The sequence below is a fragment of the Geobacillus sp. CCR genome, assembly GCF_052906625.1.
In genome coordinates this window covers 21,189-46,772 of record NZ_JBREBQ010000002.1, presented here as the reverse complement: position 1 = coordinate 46,772, position 25,584 = coordinate 21,189, and the positions used below count along the sequence as shown (strand labels likewise).

Below are 25,584 nucleotides of genomic sequence, written 5' to 3'. Positions count from 1 at the left end.
TATAATGAAATCGTCCAAAGCGAGGAATGATTTTTGTCACTATTGGCAGTGAGTGGACTGACATTCAAAAAAATTTCACAAAAAAGCTGCGCCAAAAGCAGGATAACGACTCATGCTCGTCGAAATACAAAACAGTCTGTCGAAAGGAGGGAATATGTGCTGAACGAGATCGAACAAACGGCAAACCGCCTTCTCGCCGAAGCGGTGCAGCGCCGCGCCTCGGATCTTCACCTCGTTCCGCGCCGCCGCGATGCCGCTGTTCGTCTTCGGCTTGATGGCATGCTTGTCGACGTTGGCGTGCTTTCGAAGGAAACGGCGGAACGTCTCATCGCCCACTTTAAATTTTTAGCCGGCATGGACATCGGGGAACGACGCCGTCCGCAAAGCGGCGCCATGGAAGTGGCTGAGTTTGGGGAAACGGTGTATTTGCGTTTATCGACATTGCCGACGCTCTACGATGAAAGCCTCGTCATTCGGCTTCTGCCGCAGCGCCTCTCGCTGCCGCTTCGCGAACTATCTTTATTCTTCCGCTCCACCGCACGATTATTTTCCTTCATGCAGCATCCGCAAGGGCTTGTGCTGTTGACCGGCCCGACGGGGTCGGGAAAAACGACGACCCTCTACACCCTTCTTGATCTTTGCCAAGCTGAAAGGCAACGCAACATCATCACGCTTGAAGATCCGATCGAAAAACAGAACGAACGATTGTTGCAAGTGCAAATCAATGAAAAAGCAGGCATCACATACGCCGCCGGGTTAAAAGCGGCGCTGCGCCATGACCCGGATGTGTTGATGGTCGGCGAGATCCGCGATCATGATACGGCGGCCATTGCCATCCGTTCAGCGTTGAGCGGCCATTTGGTCGTCTCGACGATGCACGCCGCCGATGCAGTCGGCGCCGTCTACCGGCTGCATGAATTCGGCATTCCGCTCGGCGATTTGGCCGAGACGCTGCTTGCCGTCTCTGCCCAGCGGCTTGTCGAGCTTTGCTGCCCGCTGTGCGGCGACGATTGCCATCCATCGTGCGGCCGTCTTGGACGACGCCGGCGCACGGCTGTTTATGAGTTGCTTTGCGGTTCAGCGCTGGAGGACGTGATTCGTTCCCTCTCCAATGGGAGAGGGAAGCCAAAGCGCTCTTATATGACGCTGGCGCGCTTGATCCGCAAGGGGATTGCGCTCGGCTACCTGCCCGTTCGCATGCTTGAGCTCGTCGGAGGGGGAGAAAGATGAAACGCAAAATGTGGCCGCTCGCTGAACAGGCGTTGTTTTTCACTCGGCTCGGCCGGTTGCTCGAGCGCGGTTACCCCCTTGGGCAAGCGCTTGAGTTTTTGGCCATTCAGGCTCCCACACACCGCCGGATGGAAGTGGAACGCTGTCTGCAGCAGCTGCGCGCCGGGTTGCCGCTGTTTGCGGCTGTCGAAGCGCTGTCGGTCGACCGCATGGCGGTTAACCTTCTCTTTTTTGCCGAACGGCATGGCGATTTACCGCGCGGCATGGCAGAGACAGGGGAAGCGCTGGCGCAAAAAGCGCGCTTCCACGAGCAGCTTCACCGCTTCAGCCGCTATCCGCTGTTCCTTCTTTCTTTGCTCATCATCATGCTCGTCTTGATGGAATGGTGGCTGCTGCCGCAGTTTGAACGGGCGGCGGCGGCGTTTTCTCCACAACGCGGGCACACCGCTTGGCTGCTTGCGGTGGTCGCCCATGCCCCTATGGCGATGGCGGCCATCGCCGTCTTGGCGGTGTTCTCCGGGCTGTTTTACACCGCTTATTTCCGCCGCTGGCCGGTCTCCCGAAAACTTCAATTCGCCTTGCGAATTCCAGGGCTTGCTTCGTTTCTGAGACTGTTCCTCACCTGCCTGACTGCCCGACAGCTCGGGCGCTTGCTGCAGGCCGGGTTGTCGGTTTATGATGCGCTCGGCGTGTTCAGCGAGCCGTCGTCCTGGCCATTTTTGCAAATGGAAGGCCGGCGCCTTCGCCACGGGTTGATGAAAGGGATGGCGCTTGACAGATTAATCGGCGCCGCCCGCTATTACGAACAAGAGCTGGCGCTTGTCATCCGCCACGGCCAGTCGAACGGCGAGCTTGGCAAAGAACTTGAACATTACAGCGAGTTTTTGCTGCAGGTGATGGAACAACGAATCGAGTCGGTCTTAAAATGCATGCAGCCGCTTTTGTTGGCGGTCGTTGGCTCATTTGTCGTCGGCATGTATTTGGCGATTTTGTTGCCGATGTTTTCTATGTTGAATGAACTGTAAATAACTTCCGTTTAACAAGGATGGGACGGCTCTGTAGGAACAAGATGCTCAATCTTGATATGTTGGCTCCTTGAGAGAGGGACGCGCCCCTCCTCCCAAGGCCCAATCAATGAACAGACTCGATGGTCAAGGAACGGATCGAACTGAACCGGCCATTCGCTAAGCGCTCTTTCTGAAATTTCGTATGCGAGGAGGAGTGACAATGAATCAAAAGGGATTCACATTGATCGAAATGTTGATCGTTATGATGGTGATTTCTGTCCTGCTGCTGATTGCCATTCCGAATATGACAAAGCACAACAGCATGATCAATTCGAAAGGATGCGAGGCGTTTTTGAACACCGTGCAAGCGCAGGTGAAAGCGTATGAGATGGAGCATAACAAAATTCCGACGGTGCAGGAATTGCTCGCTGGCCGCTATATCAAGTCGGACAAATGTCCGAACGGTCATGCCATCCAAATCAGCGCGAACGGCGATGTGAGTGAAAGTGGCTCGTAACGGCGGGTTTACGCTGCTTGAGATGCTGATCGTTTTCTCGGTGGTGCTGGTGCTTGCCGCGCTGGCTGTTCCGACGCTTGGCGGCGCTGTGCGCCATCAAGAGGAGATGTATATGCTGGCTGTGCTGCGCGCGGATTTGTATGGCGCGCAGCAGCATGCCATCGCCCGGCGGGTGAATGTAGCGGTTTTTTTTACCGACGGTGGCGCTGGGTACAAGGCGATTGATGCAACGAGCGGCCGGCAGATTGTCGCTCGTTCGCTCCCTTCTCCGTGGCGGTTTCGGCTCGGCACGCTGCGCAATCCGCTCATCTTTACTGACAACGGCAACATTGAACGGGCTGGAACTATTTGGATAGGGGGTGGCCAAATAACTTATAAAGTCACCTTTTTGCTGGGGAAAGGGCGATTTTATGTGCAAAAAATGTAGCGGCGGATTTTTGCTTGTTGAAGCATTGTTCGCTTTGGCGCTGCTATGGACGACAGCGGCCGTTCTTCTTCCACTGTTGATGCAAATGGCGCATGAGCGCAACAGCTTCATTCTCGAGGAGAAAGCGCGCCGGCTGTTGGCCATCGCGTTGTATGAGGAGCCGCTTGCCGGAGAAACCATGATCGCCGACGGGCGTACAGTATTTCGGCTGCAAGCGAGCGATGAAGGGGGACGAATGTGGAAAGTATGCGTGCGTTGGAACGATTACGTCGGCCGCGAGATGGAGCGGTGCGGGTATGGCAAGCGGTAGCGGCAAAAGAAAACGGGTTTACGATGATCGAAGCGCTGTTGGCGCTGGCGGCTGCGATGGCGGTGGCGGCGGTCGTTCCGGCGTTGTTGTCCGTCCGCTTGCTGGCTCCGGAGCCGACGGACGCGTTTTCCCGATTGGAATGGCGGCTGTTTTTGCAACAGCTGCAAATCGAGCTGAATGAAACGAGGCAGTGGTCGACTGGGGGCCATGTCCTCTATTTGCAAAAATGGAGCGGTGAGACGGTCAGTTTTTCTGTTGTTGCGTCAAGAGCCCAACTGATCCGCCAGGTGGACGGCGCTGGCAATGAAACGGCGCTCCGTCATGTGCGCGCTGTTTCGTACCGCGCCGGCACCCGCGGGATATTTTTGCAAGTGACGGCTGATGACGGCACCGTTTACGAGGCGTTTGTGGCGCGGGCGTTTTAGCGGGCGGCTTGTACGGTGAGACCCCCTTGACCGCCGCTTCCCCCTTTTAGACTGGAAAAACGAGGGAAGGGGAAATGGGTCGACAAGATGGTGTCATTTTTCCGATTGTGGCTGTCGTTTCTTTGTTGCTTGTCTTTTCTGTCACGCATGTCTTGCTCCTCTATGAAGCGGAACGACAGGCGGCTTATGCGGCCCGGCAGGCAGCCGAGGCGGACGAGCTTGTGCAGATGGCCGTGTTTGACGTAAAAGAACGCATCGCATCAGCCGATCCGTCGACCGCGGAAGAGGCTGGGGAATGGACCTATCCGCGCGGAAGGGCCGTCTACCGGTGGGTGCGGGAAGATGCAGCGCACGTTCGGGTTTCTTTGTCCATCCGTTCAGCCTCTGGACTGAGGCGCGCTGTCATGTTTACTGTCACGCTTCCGGCGCTTCATATTGTCGAATGGAGCGAGCAAAACGGTTAAAAGAGGAAAGAAGCGGAAAAACTAAAAGAAAAAAGGGGGGGATTTGATGGCGGTCAACGATTATGTCAAGTTTGTCACCCAACAATTTGTCGCCTACATGGACTTGCCGAAAGAGGAGCGGAGGCAGCGGCGTCAGGTGCGGAAACAAGAGCAGCTTCCGCTTTCATACCGCTTGTTTGGCATGGTGCCGCTTTCGCTTCGCTTGCTGTTTCGGCGCCGCCCGTAGCAGCCGCCCGCTGGCCTAGGCCGGCGGGCGGTTTTCGTGCCGACGGAAGGGAGTTCGTCGGTTTGAGCGCTGTGAGCCGGATGGACCCATCCCGGGGTTGATTCACGATGAGCGGGGCAGCAAATAAAACAGTCCGCCGTTGATGACGGAAACGGTGATGCGCGGCTTGTACTGCTTTTCCAACGCTTCCTTCTCAATATAATAGCACTCCGGCTTTTCTTCGCAGTCTTTGTAAAATTCATCAAGCAACGCCAAATCGTCGGCCCAGCGTCGGCGCGCCTCATCCGCCCACGCATGGTTGTCGGCGGCGATGCGGCTGCGTATGTATTGCTCGAGACGGCCGATGCCGCTTCTCGGTTTAATGAGCGGGGAGATGGTGAAACAGTAATCAGGGATTTTCGGCGTCAGCCGTCGCTCGCGCATCCGCTCATGAAACGACTCGACGATCGTTCCGCTAATGAGATGAAGGCCAAGGGAGACGATTTCATCTTTTTTTCGGTCGCATTCGTACGAAATCGTGACGTTCATGCCGAGCCATGGATGGAGGGCGGCGTTGCCGTCCAAAGGCGCGCTTGGCTCCTCATACAGGCGGATGAAGCTGCCGCGTTTTTGCGCTGAGCGGAACAGCTGGTGCAGCCGGGGAGCGCCGAAATGGAGGCGCTCGCCTTTGAGTTTGTCCGTCCGCTCGCTCGCGCGGGTGATGAGCGTCAGTCGCATCGGCTGCGGCACGCCGCCTGTCCGTTCAATATAATGCCAGTAAAACGGCCGATTCATCAGTTCTTTGTCCATTTCTGCCGTCAGCTGCACGGTGAGGTAGTCGTCGCTTGCTTCCACAAACGTGCAGCCGTTGGCCGCAAAATAGCGTTCGACAAAGCGGCGGATTTCATGTTGCTGCATGCCGCTCTCCTCCTTCCTTTCCAAGCTGCTCCGCCAGCTCGATCATCGCGACGATGTTTTCCATTTTGATTTTCATCTCCCCTTCGCTTCGTGAATGAACGAAGGCGTCTTCGAAGTAGCGCTCCAGGTTGGCGAGGTTCATTTTCGCCAAAATGTCGTCCAGCTCGCCGACGACTCGTTCGAACAGGCGGATTTTTTCGTACAGAAGCGTTAAAATATGTTCTTCGACCGTCTGTTTGACAGCGAAGTTATAAATGTAGACGTCATCCGTCTGCCCGAGCCGGTGGACGCGGCCGATTCGCTGCTCAAGGCGCATCGGGTTCCACGGCAAGTCGTAGTTGATGACATAGCGGCAAAACTGCAAGTTGATGCCCTCGCCGCCCGCCTCGGTGGCGATGAACACTTGGGCGTGGTGTTTAAACAGTTCCTGCATCCAGTCTTTTTTGCCGCGCCGGAAGCCGCCGCGAAACGGAACGGACGAGATGCCGTGCTGCTTTAAAAACCATTGCAAGTAAAGCTGCGTCGCCCGGTATTCCGTGAAAATAATGACTTTGTCATGAATGGAACGGATAAGCTCGAGCGCTTTTTCCGCCTTTGAGTTCGTCGTGACGGCGTTGATTTTTTCCAATACGCGTTCAAGCGGCTCCGGAACCGCTCCGCTGCATTTATCGATCATGTTTTTGATCGTGAGAAACAGCGCCTCGCGGCTGCTGCACGCCTCACGAAGAAGCGTGATGAGCGAAAACGAGCCGGCGAACGATTCGCGGCGGAGCGCCTTGACCGCTTCATACAGTTCCCGCTCCTCATTCGTAAACTCGATCAGCACCGGTTCAACGTGGCGCTTCGCCCATTCGATCGGCGTATCGGCGCGGCGGTTGCGGATCATCACTTTGTTGACGAGCGCTTTTAAATGGTCGTTCGTCTGTACGGCCCGCGTTTTTCCGTACGTTTTGGCAAACTGTTCCGAGCTGCCTAAATGGCCGGGTTTCAACAGCGAGACGAGGTTGAAAATTTCTTCGATCCGGTTTTGGATCGGCGTCGCTGTCAGGAGCAAACAAAACTTCTTTTTTAAATTTTGCACAAACTCGTAGTTTTTCGTTTTGTTATTTTTCAGTTTGTGCGCCTCGTCGATGATGATCATGTCGTACGACTGCCCGTAGATGATGTCACGGTGCGGCGGTTTTTTCGCCGTGTCGATCGAGGAAACGACGATATCGCACTGCTCCCAGACGTAGCTCTTTTTCTGCTGGACGGCCGGGATGAAAAATTTTTCGTTCAACTCTCTCACCCATTGCGAAACAAGGGAGGCGGGAACGAGAATGAGCGCTTTTTTCACAAGGCCGCGAATCATATATTCTTTTAAGACGAGCCCGGCCTCGATCGTTTTTCCAAGCCCGACTTCATCCGCCAAAATGGCTTTGCCGTTCATCTCCTCGACGACGCGGCGCGCCACTTCAAGCTGGTGCGGAAGGATCGTCAAGTGGGGCAGGTGTTTGGGCGCCTGCAAGCCATTAAATTCTGGGACGCTTAAATGATGGGCGGCCTCAAGAGCCAGTTCGTACATTTCCCAGCTCGCCCACGGACCGTCTTTTTCGATGCGTGCCAAAAATTCCTCCTTCCATGTTTCATCCATTTCAAGGTCAATGTTCATGGCGATCCCCTTCCCTTGTTGCGAATGTTTATATAGATTGCATGTGGTATGTTGAATAAAAAAAGAACATTATTATGACTAATTGCCATGAAAGTTCGATTATTTCCTATTGCCCTTTGACTGTGATTGATGGTAGTATAAATTTAGAACATTCTCATGACTCGTTGATCAGGGTGTTTGTTAGTATGCCCGATATGGAAACAATTTATTGATGGGCGGATGACGGCAAGGGGAGAGACTACGGAATGTAGCGCCGAAGGAGCAAGCGGAAACGCGAATCTCTCAGGCAAAAAGACTCTTGCTTGACGCAGCTCTGGAGAGCGCCTGCGTTCACGCAGGCCACCCAAGAGGAAACCGATCGGCCCCATGGACCGCGAACGGACGCGCCAAACGGGCCGGCGGGAAACTTTCAGGTGCCAGGACAGAGCCCCCTTACTTGTTGATAGGGGAAGTCTGTCCTTTTTTGTGTGACGTGGATCAAAGGAGGGAATCAGATGCTAAAGCGCACGCCCCTATTCTCGGTGTACGCCCGTTGCGGCGCCAAAACGATTGAATTTGGCGGCTGGGAAATGCCGGTGCAGTTTTCCAGCATCAAGGAAGAACATGAGGCTGTAAGAACGCGCGCCGGGCTGTTTGACGTCTCCCATATGGGGGAAATTGTCGTCCGCGGCCGTGGGAGCCTCGCGTTTTTGCAAAAGCTCATGACCAATGACGTCGCCAAACTGCGGCCCGGCCGGGCGCAATATACGCTCATGTGCTATGAGGACGGCGGCACAGTCGATGATTTGCTCATCTATCAAAAAGGAGAGAATGACTACTTGCTGGTCGTCAACGCAGCGAATACGGAAAAAGACTTCGCTTGGCTAAGCGGGCATGTTGAGGGCGACGTCGAGCTTCAAGATGTATCGTCCGAAACGGCTCAGCTTGCCTTGCAAGGGCCGGCAGCGGAGCGCGTCTTGCAGCGATTGACGGATTTTGATTTGGCGGCGCTGCGCCCGTTTTCATTCGCCGACGGCGTCGAAGTCTCGGGCGTGAAGGCGCTCGTTTCGCGCACCGGCTATACGGGGGAAGACGGGTTTGAGCTATATTGTAAAGCGGAAGACGCCGCCGCGCTATGGGAGGCGATCCTAGCGGCCGGAGCTCGTGACAGCGTTCTCCCATGCGGACTGGGGGCGCGCGATACGCTCCGCTTTGAAGCATGCCTGCCGCTTTACGGTCAAGAGCTGTCCGACTCGATTTCACCAGTTGAAGCCGGGCTTGGTTTTGCCGTCAAAACGGAAAAAGAGACGCCGTTTATCGGCCAAGCTGTATTGAAACGGCAAAAAGAGGAAGGGCCGCCGCGCCGGCTCGTCGGCATTGAAATGATCGACAGAGGCATTCCGCGCCACGGATACCTTGTATTTGCCGACGGCGAAGAGGTCGGGTTCGTCACGACCGGTACGCAGTCGCCGACGCTGAAGAAAAACATCGGCTTGGCCTTGGTGAAAGCGGATGTGGCTGCCATCGGCCGGGAGGTGGAGGTGGACATCCGCGGCAAGCGGCTGAAAGCGAACATCGTGCCGATTCCGTTTTACAGGCGGGCCAAGTGACGATTCCAAAGCGACAAGGAAAGGGGAAAAACGCAGTGCTCCATCGTTATTTGCCGATGACGGAAGAAGACAAACAGGAGATGCTGAAGACGATCGGCGTCGCCTCGATTGACGACTTGTTTGCCGATATTCCAGAACAAGTCCGCTTCCGCGGCGAGCTGAAGGTGAAACCGGCCAAATCCGAGCCAGAGCTGTGGAAAGAGCTTGCGGCCTTAGCGGAAAAAAACGCCAGCGTAAAACAATACGTTTCCTTTTTAGGAGCCGGGGTGTACGACCATTATATTCCGGCTGTCGTCGACCATGTCCTGTCGCGCTCTGAATTTTATACGGCCTATACGCCGTATCAACCGGAAATTTCCCAAGGCGAGCTGCAGGCGATTTTTGAGTTTCAAACAATGGTGTGCGAGTTGACCGGCATGGATGTCGCCAACTCGTCGATGTACGACGGCGGCACGGCGCTTGCCGAAGCGGTGCTTCTTAGCGCCGCGCATACGAAGCGGAAGAAAGTGCTCATCTCGACCGCCGTTCATCCGCAATATCGGGAAGTCGTGCGCACGTACGCCAAAGGACAGAAGCTCGAAGTGAAAGAAATTCCGTATGACGGCGGCATCACCGATCTTAAGGCGCTTGAAGCGGAAATGGGGGATGATGTGGCGTGCGTTGTCGTCCAATACCCGAACTTTTTTGGTCAAATCGAGCCGCTGAAAGCGATCGCGCCGCTTGCGCATGAAAAGAAAAGTTTGTTTGTCGTCGCCAGCAACCCATTGGCGCTTGGTGTGTTGACTCCACCCGGAGCGTTTGGCGCCGACATTGTGGTCGGCGACATGCAGCCATTTGGCATCCCGACGCAATTTGGCGGCCCGCATTGCGGCTATTTCGCTGTCAAAGCGCCGCTCATGCGCAAAATTCCAGGCCGTCTTGTCGGGCAGACAACCGATGAGGACGGGCGCCGCGGGTTTGTCTTGACGCTTCAAGCGCGCGAACAGCACATCCGCCGCGATAAGGCGACATCCAACATTTGCTCCAATCAAGCGTTAAACGCCTTGGCCGCTTCCGTTGCGCTGTCGGCGCTTGGCAAGCGGGGCGTGAAAGAAATGGCGGCGATGAATATTCAAAAAGCGCATTATGCGAAGGTGGAACTTGAAAAGCGCGGACTGTCGTCGCCGTTTGCCGGCCCGTTTTTCAACGAGTTCGTCATCCGGCTTGGACGGCCGGTTTCTGATGTGAACGATCGCCTGCTCGAAAAAGGAATCATCGGCGGCTATGACCTTGGGGCTGACTATCCGGAGCTTGCCGGTCATATGCTTGTTGCTGTCACCGAACTGCGGACAAAAGAAGAAATCGATCGGTTTGTCAATGAATTGGGGGATGGCCATGCGTAACGATCAACCGCTTATTTTCGAACGAAGCAAGCCAGGGCGCATCGCCTACAGCCTGCCAGCGCTTGACGTGCCGGCTGTCGATGTCAGCGAGCTCGTGCCGGCCGATTATCTTCGCACTGAAGAGCCGGAGCTCCCGGAAGTGTCGGAGCTTGACTTAATGCGCCATTATACGGCGCTCTCGAAACGAAACCACGGCGTCGATTCCGGTTTTTACCCGCTCGGGTCGTGCACGATGAAATACAATCCGAAAATCAATGAAAACGTCGCCCGCCTCGCCGGGTTTGCCCACATTCATCCGCTTCAGCCAGAGAAAACGGTGCAAGGGGCTCTTGAGTTGATGTACGACTTGCAAGAGCATTTAAAAGAAATCACGGGCATGGATGCGGTCACCTTGCAGCCGGCGGCCGGCGCCCACGGCGAGTGGACCGGGCTGATGATGATCCGCGCTTACCATGAAGCAAACGGCGACTTCAACCGGACGAAAGTGATCGTCCCGGATTCAGCGCACGGGACGAACCCGGCGTCGGCAACGGTCGCCGGTTTTGAGACGGTGACGGTCAAATCGACCGCCGATGGACTTGTTGATTTAGAGGACTTAAAGCGCGTCGTCGGTCCGGATACAGCGGCGCTTATGCTCACGAATCCGAATACGCTCGGGCTGTTTGAAGAGCAGATCGTCGAAGTGGCTGAAATCGTCCACGCAGCCGGCGGCAAGCTGTATTATGACGGGGCGAATTTAAACGCGATTCTTGGCAAGGCGCGCCCGGGGGACATGGGCTTTGACGTCGTTCATTTGAACTTGCATAAAACGTTCACCGGCCCGCACGGCGGCGGAGGCCCAGGCTCAGGCCCGGTCGGGGTGAAAGCCGACCTCGTTCCGTTTTTGCCGAAGCCGGTCATCGAAAAAGGAGAAAACGGCTATTATCTCGATGACGACCGCCCGCAGTCGATCGGCCGCGTCAAGCCGTTTTACGGCAATTTCGGCATCAACGTCCGGGCGTACACGTACATCCGCTCGATGGGGCCGGACGGTTTGAAAGCGGTGAGCGAATACGCCGTGTTAAACGCCAACTATATGATGCGCCGTCTTGCCGAGTATTACGATTTGCCGTATGACCGCCATTGCAAGCATGAGTTTGTCTTATCCGGCAAGCGGCAAAAGAAACTTGGCGTCAGAACGCTTGACATCGCGAAACGGCTGCTTGATTTCGGCTTCCATCCGCCGACGATTTACTTCCCGCTCATCGTCGAAGAGTGCATGATGATTGAGCCGACGGAGACGGAGTCGAAAGAGACGCTTGACGCGTTTATTGACGCCATGATCCAAATTGCCAAAGAGGCGGAGGAAAATCCGGAAATCGTTCAAGAAGCGCCGCATACGACCGTTGTGAAGCGACTTGATGAAACGACCGCAGCGCGCAAGCCGATTTTGCGCTACCAAAAACCGAAACATAGCAATAACTGACGTTTGAGCATTGATGAGCGCTCGCTCCCTAACGGAGCGGGCCGTTTCTTTGTACGCCGGATGAGCCATTGACAAAAACGTCGAATTAGTTTATTATATAAACTAAGATCAAGAAAGAAAAAGCATGTGTCCATATGGAGAAGTTAGCCTTAACAGTCGGTGCACGGGCGCCCGACGGCTTGAGTGAAAAAGCGGATGGCCAAGAAGCCTGCACGGCAGGAATCGACGGATGCAGCAACCGCCATAATAGCGAGGCGCCCCTGCCCTTTCGCAAGACACATTCGATCAATCAAATGAAAAGGATGACAGAGACGTGCGGACAGGAAACATTTCTCTTGTAAAAAAAATGAATAAACAGCTCGTCTTAAAATTGATTCGCGACCAGCATCCGATTTCGCGCGCCGATATCGCCAAGACAACCGGATTGAACAAGGCCACTGTCTCCGCGCTTGTTGACGAACTGATCGCCGAGCATTTCGTCCATGAAAGCGGAATCGGCGAGTCAACCGGCGGGCGCCGGCCGCTCATGCTTCGCTTCAACGCCGACGCCGGCTCGCTTATCGGCGTTGAGCTGGGGGTGAACTATTTGTATGCCGTGTTGACCAATTTAAACGCGGACATTCTTTGGGAGCAACGGCGTTCGTTCCGCCCGTCTGAAGGGCAGGAGGCGATCATCGGCGAAATGATGGAGCTCATCGAGGCGGCCATCCGCCGGGCGCCGGCGACACCGTACGGTGTGATGGGAATCGGCATCGGCGTGCCGGGCGTCGTCCATACCGAAAGCGGGACCGTTGTGTTTGCTCCGAACTTGCGCTGGGACGATGTCGCCTTGGCGGCTGTTTTGCGGCAACGGTGGCCTGAGCGTCCTGTCATTGTCGAGAATGAGGCGAAACTGGCGGCGCTTGGAGAAAAGTGGTTCGGCGCCGGCAACGAGTTCGCCCACTTTGTTTACATCAGCGCCGGAATCGGCATTGGCGCCGGCGTCGTTCTTCACCATCAGCTCTATCGGGGTGTCAGCGGCCTAGCTGGTGAAATCGGCCATCATACGATCGATGTCAACGGCATTCGCTGCAGCTGCGGCAACATCGGCTGCTGGGAAATGTATGCGTCGGAAAAATACATTGAGCGCCGTTTGGCTGAAGAAGGGCGTTCTGAATGGCTCGATGAACGCTTTTCCATCGCTGCGATGGCGTTGGCAGCAGAAAGCGATGAACAGCTGGCGCGCATTTTGGAGGAAACGGGGCGCTATCTCGGCGTTGGATTGTTGCAGGTGATTTATGCGTACAATCCAGAAGCAGTCATCATCGGCGGTCCGATTGCCCAAGCGGGCGAGTATGTGATCGGTCCGGCGCGCCAAGAAGTGAGAAAGCGGATTCTCGTCAAAAAAGAAAGCGAGCCGTCCATCATCTCCTCCAAGCTGAAAGAGAAAAGCTGCGCCATCGGCGCGGCTGCTTCGGTGCTTGAGGCGGTCGTCCTGCCGCCGGAATTTGCGGCGGTCTAGCGCATGCGAAAAGAGGCGCCTGCCTGTTTGGGCAGAGCGCCTTTTTGGTTAACGGGCTACGCTTTTTTCTTCACTTTCCCGGTCCATGTTTTAAATCCGCCTTTTAAATGGTACAAGTCGCGGTATCCTTTTCGGTAGAGCATTTGCGCGGCTCGCCCGCTGCGCAGTCCGTTTTGGCAGTACAAATAGATCGGCTGGTCTTTGCGCAATTCTTTCATGCGCATGCGAAGCTGCGTGAGCGGGATGTTGCGAGCCCCTAAAATATGTCCAGCCGCAAACTCATCCGGTTCGCGGACGTCGACGAGTTGCGCTTTTCGATAACCGGCGCGGAACTCTTCCTCTGTCAATGCTTTGACAATTCTCTTCTGCCAGAAGTACGTAATGACGGAATACACGATGATTGCGCCGAGAATAATGAGCAATGCTTCCACCCGTCATGCCTCCTTTCGCTTCGTCTGCTATTTCCTATTATATAAAGTCGCCGCCGGGAAGCAAAGAGGTTTTCGCGATGCCATTTTTCTTTCCTTCACCGGCGTTGTTTGCTAAACTAATAAAGGCGGCCAAAAGCGTCCCGCCCCTTGGCGGTGGTCGACAAGCCGCCGCAGCGTTTAGAGTATGGAACAATAGAGAAGGTGGAACGATGGCAAAAGAAGTATGGCGCTTTATCGATTCCGGCTATTGCCCGCCGGCGTTCAATATGGCGCTCGATGAGGCGCTTCTCGATTGGCACAGCGAAGGCAAAATTCCGCCGACGATCCGCTTTTATGGCTGGAATCCGCCGACGTTGTCGATTGGTTATTTTCAAAAAGTGGAGAAAGAAATTGATTTAGAGGCGGTCAAACGGCACGGTCTCGGCTTTGTCCGTCGGCCGACTGGCGGGCGCGGCGTCCTGCACGATAAAGAATTGACATACAGCGTGATCGTCTCCGAGTCGCACCCGGCGATGCCGAAGACGGTGACGGAAGCATACCGCGTCATTTCGCAAGGAATTTTAGAGGGATTTCGCTATCTTGGGTTGGATGCGTATTTTGCCGTGCCGAAAACGGAAGAAGAGAAGGCAGATTTGCGCAGCCCGCGCTCGGCCGTTTGTTTTGACGCGCCGTCATGGTACGAGCTTGTCGTTGAGGGGCGGAAAATCGCCGGCAGCGCGCAAACGCGGCAAAAAGGCGTCATTTTGCAGCACGGATCGATTTTGCTTGATCTGGACGAAGAGCTGCTGTTCAGCTTGTTTAAATATCCAAACGAGCGGGTGAAAGAGCGTCTGCAGCGCGATTTTAAAAAGAAGGCGGTCGCGATCAATGAGTTGACGAGCCGCACGGTGACGATCGAGGAAGCGAAAGAGGCGTTTTACAAAGGATTTGAAAAAGGATTGAACATCGTATTGGAACCGTACACGCTCACCGCCGAAGAGCGGGCGTACGTCGAAGAGCTGGCGCGGACGAAATACGAAAGCGACGAATGGAACTTCAAGCGCTGAGCAGCGACGCGGTAAATCGTTCGTTTTCCGGCAAAAACAGCGGCACTCCCCCGTTTTTCTCCGCTTTTCGCCGTGTTTTGTTTTTTTTGCTTGACAAAATGAAATCATTTGTTCTCTTTAACAATATATAGTATGATTTTCATAAAAAATCATACTATATATTGTTTTTTTCTGTTTGATATGGTAAGGTAGAGAAGACAGGACAACTTTGCCAAAAACATGAGAGATTATATAAAAGAGGAGAGATAGGAGAATGACGGTGGCGTCATCCGAAAAAATGAAGATCAATATTGACAAGCTGAACGAGGATATCCGCCTATTTCCGCAAGTGCATCCGATTACGCCGGATATGCACATCACCCATAAAGGCGTATCCCGTTTGGTCATGCTTGACCGGTATTCATTCAAAGATACGGAGAAGCTGACGCTCACACCGGGCGATTTCGTCGTGTTGACGATCAAGGAGGATCCGAAATTCCCGGCACGAGGGCTCGGGTTTATCGTCGACATCGATTGGGAGGCGAAAAAGGCGCGCGTGTTGATTGAAGACGAATACCGGCACGTGCTCGAAGGGGAAGAGGCGGAGACCGGCATTGTGGTTCGGTCGCTCGACATTATTGATAAGCCGCTCGAAATTTTCTATGAGCAAATCGCCAAGCGCAATGCGACTGGGCTGGCGGCGGTGGAAAAGACAGAAGAAAAGCGGAAAGAGTGGTTCGAAAAGTTTTATCAAGAGCTCGCAAGCTTGAATTTTGTTCCGGCCGGCCGCGTGTTGTACGGGGCGGGTTCGGGCAAGGAAGTGACGTATTTCAACTGCTATGTGATGCCGTTTGTGAAAGACTCGCGCGAAGGAATTTCCGAACATCGGAAGCAGGTGATGGAAATCATGAGCCGCGGCGGCGGCGTTGGGACGAACGGCTCGACATTGCGGCCGCGCCATACGCTTGCGCGCGGGGTGAACGGCAAATCGTCCGGGTCGGTCTCGTGGCTTGACGATATTGCGAAGCTGACCCACCTTGTCGAGCAAGGTGGCTCCCGCCGCGGCGCCCAAATGATTATGCTGGCCGACTGGCACCCGGACATTATCGAATTCATCGTCTCGAAAATGCAAAACCCGCGCATTTTGCGCTACCTGCTCGAAAATATGGAAGACGAAGGCATCAAAAAAGCAGCGCGCGACAAACTGAAATTTACGCCGCTCACCGAGCGGGAGCGGGCGATGTACGAAGCGATCGTCCGATACAAGAACGCGCCTGACTACGGCGGTTTCACCGAAGACATCATCAAAGACGCCGAAGAAAAACTGCGCACCGGCGGTACATATACGGTGCACAACCCAGACTTTTTGACCGGTGCGAACATTTCCGTCTGCTTGACGAAAGAGTTCATGGAAGCGGTCGAAAAGGACGAAGAATACGCGCTCCGCTTCCCGGACGTGGAAACCTATTCCGAAGAGGAAATGCGCATTTACAACGAAAAATGGCATGAAGTCGGCGATGTACGCGAATGGGAGAAAATGGGCTATCGCGTCCGCGTCTACCGGAAAATCCGCGCCCGCGAACTGTGGAAGCTGATCAACATTTGCGCGACGTATTCGGCCGAGCCGGGCATTTTCTTCATCGACAACGCCAACGAAATGACGAACGCCCGCGCGTACGGGCAAAAAGTCGTTGCGACCAACCCGTGCGGGGAACAACCGTTGGCACCGTATTCGGTGTGCAATCTGGCCGCCATTAACTTGGCGAACATGGTCGACAAAGAACGGAAGGTCATTGACTACGAAAAACTGAAACGCACGGTCGAAATCGGGGTGCGGATGCAAGACAACGTCATTGACGCCACGCCGTACTTCCTTGAGGAAAACAAAAAACAAGCGCTCGGCGAGCGCCGCATCGGCCTTGGCGTCATGGGGCTTGCAGACTTGCTCATTTACTGCGAAAAAGCGTACGGCTCTGAGGAAGGAAACCAGCTTGTCGATGAGCTGTTCCGCACGATCGCCACGACCGCATACCGGGCATCGATCGAGCTGGCGAAAGAAAAAGGCAGCTTCCCGTTTTTGGTCGGCGAAACGGAGGAAGAGACGCGCAAGCTGCGTGAAGCGTTCATCAACACCGGCTACATGAAACGGATGCCGGAAGATATTCGTCAAGATATTTTGAAATACGGCATCCGCAACTCGCACTTGCTGACGGTGGCGCCGACAGGATCGACGGGAACGATGGTCGGCGTCTCAACCGGGCTTGAGCCGTACTTCTCGTTCTCGTACTACCGGAGCGGGCGCTTGGGCAAATTTATCGAAGTGAAAGCGGACATCGTCCAAGAATATTTGGACAAACACCCGGAAGCCGACCCGAACCACTTGCCGCCTTGGTTTGTGACGGCGATGGACTTGCCGCCGGAAGCGCACGCCGATGTGCAGTGCATCATTCAACGCTGGGTCGACTCGAGCTTGTCGAAAACGGTCAACGCGCCGAAGGGCTACACCGTCGAGCAAGTGCAAAAAGTGTACGAGCGTTTATGGCGTTGCGGTGCGAAAGGCGGAACCGTCTATGTCGACGGCAGCCGCGATGCACAAGTGTTGACGTTAAAGGCTGAGGAGAATCAGATTGAAGAGCAACTTGAACTGCTTCCAGAGGAGCTCGAGGAAAAAGAGACGAAACGCCCCGTCGTGCTCGTTGATACGATTCAAGATGTGCGCGCCACCGATGTGACAATCGGTTCCGAAATCGGCAATATTTGCCCGATTTGCCGCGAAGGGACGATCGAAGAGATCGGCGGCTGCAACACGTGCACAAGCTGCGGCGCGCAGCTGAAGTGCGGCCTGTAATGGCGATACGGATGGGTTTGAATGGATGAAACGCTGGTTTCCGTAGAGGAACCGGCGTTTTTTTTACATAAAAGGCAAAAGCCAAAATATAGTGGTAAAAGGAGGGAACGAAAGGGGGAGCGTCATGATTGTTCATGTCGTAAAGCGCGGGGAGACGCTTTGGCAGTTGGCTCAGCGTTACGGCGTTCCACTCGAGCGGATTGTCGCCGCCAATGAACTGAGCGACCCGAACCGGCTAGCCGTTGGCCAAGCGCTCGTCATCCCGGTTCCATATCGTTACCATACGGTCCGCACAGGGGAAACGTTATGGCAAATTGCGCGCCAGTATGGAGTGGCGGTCGAAGCGATTATACAGGCGAACCGGATCACGAATCCGTCGCTCCTTTATCCAGGGACAACGTTGTTCATCCCAGCGCGCATCCATACGGTGCGAAGCGGGGAGACGCTGGCGCAAATCGCTTCGTTCTACGGAGTGACGGTTCAGCAGCTGATCGAAGTAAACGATATTACCGATCCGAACCGGATCGTCCCCGGACAGCGGCTCATCATCCCGCCGGCGAAGCCGCTCATCGAGGTGAACGCATTTACGGTGGACCAAGGGGAGAAAGGAGCGGAGCAAGTGCGCGAAGTCGGCCGCCATTTGACCTATGCCGCGCCATTCGCCTACACGATCCGCGCCGATGGTGGGCTCAATCCGATCAATGATACAGCATTCATTCAGGCGGCTTATGCCGCCCGTGTCGTGCCGATGATGACGATCACGAACTTTACGTACCAAGACCCGGGCTCGAGGCTGGCGCAGACGATTCTGGCCGACGTTGCGCTGCAAACGCGATTGCTTGACAACGTCATTCAAGTGATGCGAGCAAAAGGGTACCGCGCGTTGAATGTCGATTTTGAAAATGTCTATCCGTCCGACCGCAAGCGGTATAACGAGTTTTTGCAGCGGGCGGCCAACCGGCTTCACGCCGAAGGGTATGTTTTATCGACGTCGCTGGCGCCCAAAATAAGCGCTGAACAAAAAGGGCTGCTGTACGAAGCGCACGACTACCCAGCCCACGGACGCATCGCTGATTTTGTTGTCCTTATGACCTATGAGTGGGGCTACCGATTTGGGCCGCCGCAAGCCATTTCGCCGGTGAATCAAATTCGGCGCGTGCTCGATTATGCGGTGACCGCCATTCCGCGTAGCAAAATCATGATGGGGTTTCAAATTTATGCCCGCGACTGGGTGCTGCCGCACGTGCAAGGGCAAGAGGCGGAAACGTTCAGTCCGAAAGAGGCGCTAGAGCGCGCCATTCGCTACGGGGCGTCCATCCAATACGATGCGGCGGCGGCTTCGCCGTTTTACCGCTATACAGATGAACAAGGGCGACAACATGAAGTGTGGTTTGAGGACGCCCGCAGCGCGTTGGCGAAATTTGACTTGGTGAAAGAATACGGATTGCGCGGAATCAGCTACTGGGTGCTCGGGTATCCGTATCCGGAAAACTGGGTGCTGTTGGAAGACAATTTCCGCATTCGCAAGCGTGGGTAAGCTAAGCAGTTAGAGCGTATGCGCCGGTCATCGGGCATGCGCTTTTATTTTGTTTCTTGGAGTTCGAGCCGCTTTTTGAGTTGATACATTTCCAGATCGTGCTGGCCGATCTTATGATTTAAATATTCAATCGCAATGTTCGCGTTACGCCAATCATGTGACAGTATCTCGAACATACGCCGATGCTCAGCCAGCTCGTCCTCGATTTTTTTGAAATGGCTGCGCGTTTCGATGATGAAATGGTCCAACTTTTCCTCGAGGCGCTGTTGTCGTTCTTCGAGGCGTTGTTGCCGTTCTTCGAGGCGCTGTTGCCGTTCTTCGAGGCGCTGTTGCCGTTCTTCGAGGCGCTGTTGCCGTTCTTCGAGGCGCTGTTGCCGTTCTTCGAGGCGCTGTTGTCCGGCTTCTAGTCGGTCGAGGCGTTCATGAATCGGCTGCAACTCCTCTTTCAGCACTGAGCGAAGCAATTCGACAAGCTCGTGAGACATTCTGCATCCCTCCTTTCAGTTTAGTTTTATTGTATCATTGCGTTCATGAGCTGTCATGGCAAATCTTGAGCAGCTTCGTGAAATCGGCCGCCAACGGGATTTGTTCCATGTGTATAACAATATGTGGGATCGGAAATTGCATCTGGATGGCATGATTGACGGCCGAGAATATCGGCAAATCGTGGCTGAAACCGATGGGCATGGTCGTTGGTTTCGCTGGGAGATGAACATATCAAATTGGGGGTAATGAGCCTTCCATGAAAAATGATGCCAAGCAAAAGAAGCACGCGATTTCCCTCCATCCTTGAATCATACTAACATCAAATACGGAGAACATGGAGGGAAATGAATGAAACCGTTTATGCCCAAACTTGTGTATTTCGAACCGGAGGCGTTGCCGCATCCGCTCGGAAAGGTATTGCTCGCTTTTTTCCATCGGCCCAAGTGCAGTATTTTACGTAATGTCCCCTTCATGGTATAATGGGATTGATTGCTATTTTTTGTTTGCCTGGGCGGCCGACTGGCCCGGCAGCGTCTAGCCGAAGCGGGCAAAGCGGCAATGTTCATGAGAGATGCTGACGGCCGCTGCACTTGTCTGCGGCAGACAAATGTAATGGGAGGGGACAAACGTTGCCGACACCAAGCATGGAAGATTATATTGAGCAAATTTACATTTTGATTGAAGAAAAGGGCTATGCCCGCGTCTCTGACATCGCTGAAGCGTTGTCCGTCCATCCCTCCTCGGTGACGAAAATGGTGCAAAAGCTCGATAAAGATGAGTATTTAGTGTATGAGAAATACCGCGGACTCGTCTTGACGCCAAAAGGAAGAAAAATCGGCCAGCGGCTCGTCTACCGCCATGAGCTGCTTGAGCAGTTTCTCCGTTTGATCGGTGTCAGCGAAGAAAACATTTACCGCGACGTGGAAGGGATTGAACACCATTTGAGCTGGAACGCCATCGACCGGATCGGCGATTTGGTGCAGTATTTTCAAGAGGACGAACGCCGCCTTGAAGCGCTGCGCGATGTCCAAAAGCGCAATGAACAAGGAGAGTAAGCCGATGCTTGCTCTTTTTTGTTTGCCGTACTAAATGTCCTCCTTTTTTCTTACATATGTATAAACGGCAAAAAGGGGGAGGCGGCGGTGGACATTGATCTTGTCTTTTCCGGCGGCGGGGTGAAAGGGTTTGCGTTGCTTGGAGCGTATGAAGCGATTGAGGAAAAAGGTCTGCGCTGGAAGCGGCTTGCCGGCACGAGTGCGGGAGCGTTGCTTTCGGCGCTGCTATCGGCAGGCTACAGCGCCCGCGACATCGCCCGACTGCTTGAGGAGTTGGAGTTGGAGCAGTTTTTGGATGAACGGCCGCTATGGATTCCGTTTTCGCTTTGGAAATGGGTGCGCCTGTATTGGCATCTTGGGCTGTATCAAGGAAAGGTGTTTGAGCGGTGGCTCGAGGCGGCGCTCGCCGCCCGCGGCGTGCGGACGTTTCAAGATGTGCCGGCCGGCAGTTTGTATATCGTCGCTTCCGATGTGACGAACGGACGCATCGTCGTGCTGCCGGACGATTTAGCCATATACGGCATTGACCCTGGGTCGTTTTCCATCGCCAAGGCAGTGCGGATGAGCATCAGCATTCCTTATTTCTTTGAGCCGGTCCGCCTTCGCGGGCGAAACGGTGTGGCTTTCATTGTCGACGGAGGGGTGTTGAGCAACTTTCCGCTGTTTTTGTTCGATGAAGAAAAGAAGAAAAAACGGCCGGTGCTGGGCGTTCAGCTGAGCCCAAAACCAGGGGAGCGGCCGAAACGAACGATCACCAATGCGCTCGATTTGTATGAGGCGCTGTTTGCGGCCATGAGAGAGGCGCATGATGCGCGCTACATTTCGCGCCGCCATGAAAAAAACATCGTCTTTTTGCCGGTGGACAACGTTATTTCCACGGAATTTTCCATCGACCTGGAAGCGCGCCGGCGCCTGATCGATTACGGACGCGAGCGGACGCGGCAGTTTTTGCGCCAATGGGCGTACTAGACGGGAAAGCGACAATAGGTCACACCTCTGCCGCCGATTTTTTAGCTGAACGGCAGAGGCAAACAAAAAAGAATCAAGCTAAAACGAAGCTCGATTCTTTTTTTTGCCTTTTTTGCCCTCGATCACGGTCAAGTGCGGAATGGCCGTCCGTTTTTTCAGCGACCGCTTCAGTTTCGCCGGCTTTGCTTGTTTGCGCCCGGAGCGGGGATGGAGCTTTTTCGACTGCCGCACCGCCTTTAAATACGATAACCGATCTTGATCGGTGCGGCGTTGGTATACGAACCGGTAGAAGAGATAAATGGCGGCCAAAAACAGCGCAACAAACAACAGCTGGCGGAACAGCACCGTCGGATGGGCAAAAAGGGTATAGACAATGCCAAGCGTTCCAAGCAAAATCATAAGCCCGACAAGCGGATGAATGGCCCGGCGCCGCAATGAGTCCACCCCCTTTGATCGATTACTGCACCGCTTGTTTCCTTTCGGCTTCCGCTTCCAAATCAAGAAGCCGCTGAAACGAGGCGATGGCCACTTCCACTTGGTCATCGTCCGGTTCTTTTGTCGTCAACCGCTGCAGCCATAGCCCGGGATAGCCAAGCCAGCTTAGCAGCGGAATATCCCTCAATTTATTTGTAAACTGCAAGACTTCAAACGAAACGCCAAGCACGACAGGAATTAAAGCGAGCCTGTTTGCGATTCGCAGCCAAAGCGGATCCGTCGGCACGAACAAATAAAGGAACAAGCTGATCATGACAGTAAATAAAATGAAGCTGCTGCCGCATCGGTAGTGAAGGCGCGAGGCGCGCTGGACGTGCTCAACAGTGAGCGGCCACCCCGCTTCAAAGGCGTTGATGACTTTATGTTCCGCCCCGTGGTATTGGAACACGCGCCTAACAAGCGGCGTCAACGAAATAAAGTAAATGTAGCCGAGCAAAAGAGCAAGCTTAAAGGCTCCTTCAAGCAAAATTTGCCCCATTTTCCCCGGTACGAGCGGTTTAAAGGCGTCGGCGGCGAGCGCCGGAACGAGCGTAAAAATGGTTTTGGCGAATAAAAACGATAGCACACCGATGACGGCGGCGCCGAGAATCAGCCCGAATTTGGAGCGGTTTTCTTCGGCGGCCTGTTTTTCGTCCGAGGACGCCTCATATTGTTCGCTGGCAAACTGCAAATGCTTGGCCCCGTTTGCGCTCGCCTCAATAATGGCGACAATGCCGCGGACAAACGGGATTTTTTTCAGGGCAGCCAGCGTCGGATGGCTGCGGCGAGGCAGCGTAAAATAGTCAATCGTCCCGTCATGACGGCGAATAGCGGTGACGGAGTGCGTCTTGCCGGCAAACATCACCCCTTCAACGACCGCTTGGCCGCCGTATAACGGTTTCTCCATTGATGATTTCATCAGGCCAACACCAACCTATTTTTTATGTTTATTATTTTATTCTACAAGAAACATCCGGAAACCTCTAGGTTGATGCTACTATTATGATTTCCAAAAAATCCATGATTTACACAAGGGCGGTCATTTTTTCGTTTGATTCATGGGACGGTCGGCTGTCGGTCATACTAACTGACAAGGAGGTGCACGATGATGGCGGAACAAAAAGGGAAGCTTGAGCAGGAGGAGACGGAGCGGCCGATGACGCTCATACAAAAAACGATCATCATCGGGTTTGTCGGCGGGGTGTTTTGGAGTTTGATCGGCTATTTGGCTTATTTTTTCCATTTCAGTGAAATCAGTCCGAATATGATTCTCATCCCGTGGGTTGCCGGGGACTGGAAATATGGGAAAGCCGGCAATTATGCGGCCATCGTGCTGATCGGCATCATTTCCATTGCGGCGGCGCTTTTGTACTACGCGTTCCTGCGCAAGATCGCCGGTATGTGGGCGGGAATGGTATATGGCGTGGTGCTTTGGATGATTGTCTTTTATTTGTTTAATCCACTGTTTCCAAACGTCCAACCAGTTGCAGATTTAGAAACGAATACGATTATTACGACGCTTTGCTTATACATTTTATATGGCGTATTTGTCGGGTATTCGATTTCTTTTGAAACGCAAGAAATGAATCGAACGGCGTTAAATGTCGGAAAAGAGGCGGAAAATGAAGGAAACTGACGAAGCTTCTTTTCACTCTCATCCGCTGAAGTAAGTGCTGCATCAAGCGCCGCGCGGACGTCTAGCGGAAACGACCATCTTTATGGTAAAATAAAGAAGGTTTTGCATGTTTCAGCATCAGTCCATGGCTGCTGCGGGCGCTCGTGAAACTGGCGCGCCTACGAGGTCTTTCGCGTCATCCTGACCGCGAAGATTTTCTCCGCTCTCGACGCAGGCAGCGGAGGAGACGAGCACACTCTAAGGGAAGAGGAGACGGAAACATGGAAAAGCTGGAAAAGCTTCGGGAGCTTCTTGACGAGCAGCATATCGACGGGCTGTTAGTAACAAACGGCTACAACCGCCGCTATTTGACCGGGTTTACTGGCACGGCCGGCGCTGTACTTGTCAGCCGTCAAGGGGCGGTGTTGGTTACGGACTTCCGCTACGTCGAACAAGCATCGAGGCAAGCCCAAGGGTTTGAAGTCGTCCAGCACAGCGGGCCGATCATCGAAGAAATTGCCAATCAGGTGAAGCGGCTTGGCATCAAGAGGCTTGGCTTTGAGCAAGAACATGTCACCTATGCCGCATACAAGTCGTATGAAGAAGCCATCCGCGCTGAACTCGTGCCAACGTCTTGGCTCGTAGAAAAATTGCGCTTGATTAAGTCAGAGGCAGAGATTAAGATATTAAAGGAAGCAGCAGAAATCGCTGATGCGGCGTTTTCGCACATTTTGTCGTTCATCCGTCCAGGCGTTAAAGAAATCGAAGTGGCGAATGAGCTGGAATTTTTTATGCGCAAACAAGGGGCGTCTTCGTCCTCCTTTGATACGATCGTTGCCTCCGGCTACCGTTCGGCGCTGCCGCACGGGGTGGCGTCAGAGAAAACGATCGAGCGCGGCGAGCTCGTCACGCTTGATTTCGGGGCTTACTATAAAGGGTATTGTTCCGACATTACGAGAACGGTCGCCGTCGGCGACATTAGCGTGGAGCTGCGGACGATCTATGACATCGTTCTTGAAGCGCAGCAACGCGGCATGAACGGGCTCAAGGCAGGCATGACCGGCAAAGAGGCTGATGCGCTCACGCGCGATTACATCCGCGAAAAAGGGTATGGCGACTATTTCGGCCATTCGACCGGCCATGGGATTGGATTGGAAATTCACGAAGGGCCGACGCTTTCGTTCCGTTCGGATGTCGTGCTTGAGCCAGGCATGGTTGTCACCGTCGAGCCGGGCATTTACATCCCGGGGCTTGGCGGGGTGCGCATCGAGGACGATACGGTCATCACTGCTGACGGGAACGAAGCGCTCACCCATTCGCCAAAAGAACTGATCATTTTATAATGGATTGCGTGAGGAGGATTTCGGCTAATGATTTCAGTCAACGATTTTCGCACAGGACTTACGATTGAGGTGGACGGCGAGATTTGGCGCGTCCTTGAATTCCAGCACGTCAAGCCGGGCAAGGGGGCGGCGTTCGTCCGTTCGAAGCTGCGCAATTTGCGCACCGGCGCCATTCAGGAGCGGACGTTCCGCGCCGGCGAAAAAGTGAACCGGGCGCAAATCGACACACGCAAAATGCAATATTTGTACGCCAACGGCGACCAACACGTTTTTATGGATATGGAAACGTACGAACAAATCGAGCTGCCGGCGAAACAAATCGAGCATGAATTGAAGTTCTTGAAAGAGAATATGGAAGTATTTATTATGATGTACCAAGGCGAAACGATCGGCGTCGAGCTGCCGAACACCGTCGAGCTGAAAGTCGTCGAAACAGAGCCGGGCATTAAAGGTGACACCGCTTCTGGCGGTTCGAAGCCGGCGAAGCTCGAAACCGGCCTTGTCGTTCAAGTGCCGTTTTTCGTCAACGAAGGCGACACGCTCATCATTAATACGGCCGACGGCACGTACGTTTCGCGGGCGTAAGCGCAAGCCCGACAGGCACCGTCTCGGACACCTTCCGGGGCGGTGTTTTTTATGCGCAAAATGGGCGCCGTTTTGCTCTCCCCCATCGTTTTCCTCAGTAAAAACTTCTTCTGAAACGGCTTGTT

27 protein-coding genes, 1 pseudogene and 1 riboswitch are annotated in these 25,584 nt (G+C 54.2%); of the genes and pseudogenes, 22 read left to right on the top strand and 6 right to left on the bottom strand.

Features of this window, described 5'->3' with window-relative positions:
- Positions 1-156 precede the first annotated feature (156 nt).
- The 8 genes from comGA (at position 157) to ACVBDQ_RS01420 (ending at position 4,606) form a co-directional block, all read left to right on the top strand.
- Positions 157-1,230, top strand: coding sequence for a competence type IV pilus ATPase ComGA (gene comGA / locus ACVBDQ_RS01455; RefSeq protein WP_021322348.1), 1,074 nt, complete (start codon positions 157-159; stop codon positions 1,228-1,230).
- Positions 1,227-2,255 carry a competence type IV pilus assembly protein ComGB gene (gene comGB / locus ACVBDQ_RS01450; RefSeq protein ID WP_014196341.1) on the top strand — a complete coding sequence of 343 codons (1,029 nt, stop codon included), beginning with the start codon at positions 1,227-1,229 and terminating at the stop codon, positions 2,253-2,255. Before comGA ends, comGB begins: the two co-directional genes overlap by 4 nt.
- 202 nt (positions 2,256-2,457) lie before the next feature.
- Positions 2,458-2,754, top strand: coding sequence for a competence type IV pilus major pilin ComGC (gene comGC, locus ACVBDQ_RS01445; protein ID WP_011231915.1), 297 nt, complete (start codon positions 2,458-2,460; stop codon positions 2,752-2,754).
- Positions 2,744-3,181, top strand: a complete 438-nt coding sequence (comGD, locus tag ACVBDQ_RS01440) for a competence type IV pilus minor pilin ComGD (protein ID WP_011231914.1) — start codon at positions 2,744-2,746, stop codon at positions 3,179-3,181. Before comGC ends, comGD begins: the two co-directional genes overlap by 11 nt.
- A complete protein-coding gene (locus ACVBDQ_RS01435; protein ID WP_011231913.1) occupies positions 3,165-3,491 on the top strand; it encodes a type II secretion system protein in 327 nt (108 codons plus the stop codon). The genes comGD and ACVBDQ_RS01435 overlap by 17 nt, the downstream gene beginning before the upstream one ends.
- Entirely contained in the window at positions 3,470-3,916 is a 447-nt protein-coding gene (comGF, locus tag ACVBDQ_RS01430) for a competence type IV pilus minor pilin ComGF (protein WP_014196339.1), read from the top strand. Before ACVBDQ_RS01435 ends, comGF begins: the two co-directional genes overlap by 22 nt.
- A 74-nt stretch (positions 3,917-3,990) precedes the next feature.
- Complete coding sequence (comGG, locus tag ACVBDQ_RS01425) at positions 3,991-4,380, top strand: competence type IV pilus minor pilin ComGG (RefSeq protein ID WP_014196338.1); 390 nt, start codon at positions 3,991-3,993, stop codon at positions 4,378-4,380.
- A gap of 46 nt (positions 4,381-4,426) precedes the next feature.
- On the top strand, positions 4,427-4,606 hold the full coding sequence (locus ACVBDQ_RS01420) for a YqzE family protein (RefSeq protein WP_011231910.1): 180 nt from the start codon (positions 4,427-4,429) through the stop codon (positions 4,604-4,606).
- A 102-nt stretch (positions 4,607-4,708) separates the two neighbouring features.
- Here the strand turns inward: ACVBDQ_RS01420 and ACVBDQ_RS01415 are convergent, their stop codons facing one another.
- Together ACVBDQ_RS01415 and ACVBDQ_RS01410 are read right to left on the bottom strand one after the other, a co-directional pair.
- A complete protein-coding gene (locus tag ACVBDQ_RS01415) occupies positions 4,709-5,503 on the bottom strand; it encodes a YqhG family protein (RefSeq protein ID WP_011231909.1) in 795 nt (264 codons plus the stop codon).
- Positions 5,490-7,154 (bottom strand): DEAD/DEAH box helicase, encoded by a 1,665-nt coding sequence (locus tag ACVBDQ_RS01410; RefSeq protein ID WP_014196337.1) that lies wholly within the window; start codon positions 7,152-7,154, stop codon positions 5,490-5,492. Before ACVBDQ_RS01410 ends, ACVBDQ_RS01415 begins: the two co-directional genes overlap by 14 nt.
- A 219-nt stretch (positions 7,155-7,373) precedes the next feature.
- Positions 7,374-7,462, top strand: a riboswitch (glycine riboswitch).
- A gap of 186 nt (positions 7,463-7,648) precedes the next feature.
- Between ACVBDQ_RS01410 and gcvT the strand changes: the two genes are divergently transcribed.
- The 4 genes from gcvT (at position 7,649) to ACVBDQ_RS01390 (ending at position 13,091) form a co-directional block, all read left to right on the top strand.
- Complete coding sequence (gene gcvT / locus ACVBDQ_RS01405) at positions 7,649-8,743, top strand: glycine cleavage system aminomethyltransferase GcvT (protein ID WP_011231907.1); 1,095 nt, start codon at positions 7,649-7,651, stop codon at positions 8,741-8,743.
- Between the two features lie 35 nt (positions 8,744-8,778).
- Positions 8,779-10,125, top strand: a complete 1,347-nt coding sequence (gene gcvPA / locus ACVBDQ_RS01400; protein WP_011231906.1) for an aminomethyl-transferring glycine dehydrogenase subunit GcvPA — start codon at positions 8,779-8,781, stop codon at positions 10,123-10,125.
- Positions 10,118-11,590: an aminomethyl-transferring glycine dehydrogenase subunit GcvPB gene (gene gcvPB / locus ACVBDQ_RS01395; protein ID WP_446663010.1), complete on the top strand. Its 1,473-nt coding sequence runs from the start codon at positions 10,118-10,120 to the stop codon at positions 11,588-11,590. The genes gcvPA and gcvPB overlap by 8 nt, the downstream gene beginning before the upstream one ends.
- A gap of 313 nt (positions 11,591-11,903) precedes the next feature.
- Entirely contained in the window at positions 11,904-13,091 is a 1,188-nt protein-coding gene (locus ACVBDQ_RS01390) for an ROK family transcriptional regulator (RefSeq protein ID WP_014196334.1), read from the top strand.
- A 56-nt stretch (positions 13,092-13,147) separates the two neighbouring features.
- On the opposite strand, the gene ACVBDQ_RS01385 is transcribed toward ACVBDQ_RS01390, so the two are convergent.
- The gene (locus ACVBDQ_RS01385; protein WP_011231903.1) at positions 13,148-13,522 is read right to left on the bottom strand and encodes a rhodanese-like domain-containing protein; all 375 of its coding nucleotides are present in this window, start codon (positions 13,520-13,522) and stop codon (positions 13,148-13,150) included.
- Between the two features lie 209 nt (positions 13,523-13,731).
- On the opposite strand from ACVBDQ_RS01385, the gene ACVBDQ_RS01380 reads away from it, so the two are divergent.
- The 3 genes from ACVBDQ_RS01380 to ACVBDQ_RS01370 all read left to right on the top strand — a co-directional run bounded on the left by ACVBDQ_RS01380 (position 13,732) and on the right by ACVBDQ_RS01370 (position 18,932).
- On the top strand, positions 13,732-14,568 hold the full coding sequence (locus tag ACVBDQ_RS01380; RefSeq protein ID WP_110107718.1) for a lipoate--protein ligase family protein: 837 nt from the start codon (positions 13,732-13,734) through the stop codon (positions 14,566-14,568).
- A gap of 253 nt (positions 14,569-14,821) precedes the next feature.
- Positions 14,822-17,395, top strand: coding sequence for a vitamin B12-dependent ribonucleotide reductase (locus ACVBDQ_RS01375; protein WP_446663009.1), 2,574 nt, complete (start codon positions 14,822-14,824; stop codon positions 17,393-17,395).
- A 124-nt stretch (positions 17,396-17,519) separates the two neighbouring features.
- Complete coding sequence (locus tag ACVBDQ_RS01370; protein WP_062898810.1) at positions 17,520-18,932, top strand: LysM peptidoglycan-binding domain-containing protein; 1,413 nt, start codon at positions 17,520-17,522, stop codon at positions 18,930-18,932.
- Positions 18,933-18,976: 44 nt separating this feature from the next.
- Here ACVBDQ_RS01370 and ACVBDQ_RS01365 read toward each other — a convergent pair whose 3' ends face one another.
- Entirely contained in the window at positions 18,977-19,417 is a 441-nt protein-coding gene (locus ACVBDQ_RS01365) for a hypothetical protein (RefSeq protein ID WP_318549036.1), read from the bottom strand.
- A gap of 55 nt (positions 19,418-19,472) precedes the next feature.
- Here ACVBDQ_RS01365 and ACVBDQ_RS01360 point away from each other — a divergent pair, with 55 nt between their 5' ends.
- The 4 genes and pseudogenes from ACVBDQ_RS01360 to ACVBDQ_RS01345 all read left to right on the top strand — a co-directional run bounded on the left by ACVBDQ_RS01360 (position 19,473) and on the right by ACVBDQ_RS01345 (position 21,442).
- The gene (locus ACVBDQ_RS01360; protein ID WP_014196329.1) at positions 19,473-19,664 is read left to right on the top strand and encodes a DUF2332 family protein; all 192 of its coding nucleotides are present in this window, start codon (positions 19,473-19,475) and stop codon (positions 19,662-19,664) included.
- Positions 19,665-19,766: 102 nt separating this feature from the next.
- Positions 19,767-19,886: pseudogene (locus ACVBDQ_RS01355) on the top strand (spore photoproduct lyase); the annotation flags it as partial.
- 161 nt (positions 19,887-20,047) lie between these two features.
- Entirely contained in the window at positions 20,048-20,473 is a 426-nt protein-coding gene (gene mntR, locus ACVBDQ_RS01350) for a transcriptional regulator MntR (protein WP_011231898.1), read from the top strand.
- A gap of 87 nt (positions 20,474-20,560) precedes the next feature.
- Positions 20,561-21,442, top strand: a complete 882-nt coding sequence (locus ACVBDQ_RS01345; protein WP_021322362.1) for a patatin-like phospholipase family protein — start codon at positions 20,561-20,563, stop codon at positions 21,440-21,442.
- Positions 21,443-21,520: 78 nt separating this feature from the next.
- Here ACVBDQ_RS01345 and ACVBDQ_RS01340 read toward each other — a convergent pair whose 3' ends face one another.
- Both ACVBDQ_RS01340 and ACVBDQ_RS01335 read right to left on the bottom strand, forming a co-directional pair.
- Entirely contained in the window at positions 21,521-21,877 is a 357-nt protein-coding gene (locus ACVBDQ_RS01340) for an SA1362 family protein (RefSeq protein ID WP_011231896.1), read from the bottom strand.
- A gap of 22 nt (positions 21,878-21,899) precedes the next feature.
- Complete coding sequence (locus ACVBDQ_RS01335; RefSeq protein ID WP_011231895.1) at positions 21,900-22,835, bottom strand: DUF1385 domain-containing protein; 936 nt, start codon at positions 22,833-22,835, stop codon at positions 21,900-21,902.
- A gap of 186 nt (positions 22,836-23,021) precedes the next feature.
- On the opposite strand from ACVBDQ_RS01335, the gene ACVBDQ_RS01330 reads away from it, so the two are divergent.
- The 3 genes from ACVBDQ_RS01330 to efp all read left to right on the top strand — a co-directional run bounded on the left by ACVBDQ_RS01330 (position 23,022) and on the right by efp (position 25,459).
- On the top strand, positions 23,022-23,552 hold the full coding sequence (locus ACVBDQ_RS01330; protein ID WP_081130484.1) for a YqhR family membrane protein: 531 nt from the start codon (positions 23,022-23,024) through the stop codon (positions 23,550-23,552).
- 260 nt (positions 23,553-23,812) lie between these two features.
- On the top strand, positions 23,813-24,874 hold the full coding sequence (locus tag ACVBDQ_RS01325; RefSeq protein ID WP_011231893.1) for a M24 family metallopeptidase: 1,062 nt from the start codon (positions 23,813-23,815) through the stop codon (positions 24,872-24,874).
- A gap of 27 nt (positions 24,875-24,901) precedes the next feature.
- Positions 24,902-25,459, top strand: a complete 558-nt coding sequence (gene efp / locus ACVBDQ_RS01320) for an elongation factor P (RefSeq protein ID WP_011231892.1) — start codon at positions 24,902-24,904, stop codon at positions 25,457-25,459.
- Positions 25,460-25,584: the final 125 nt, after the last annotated feature.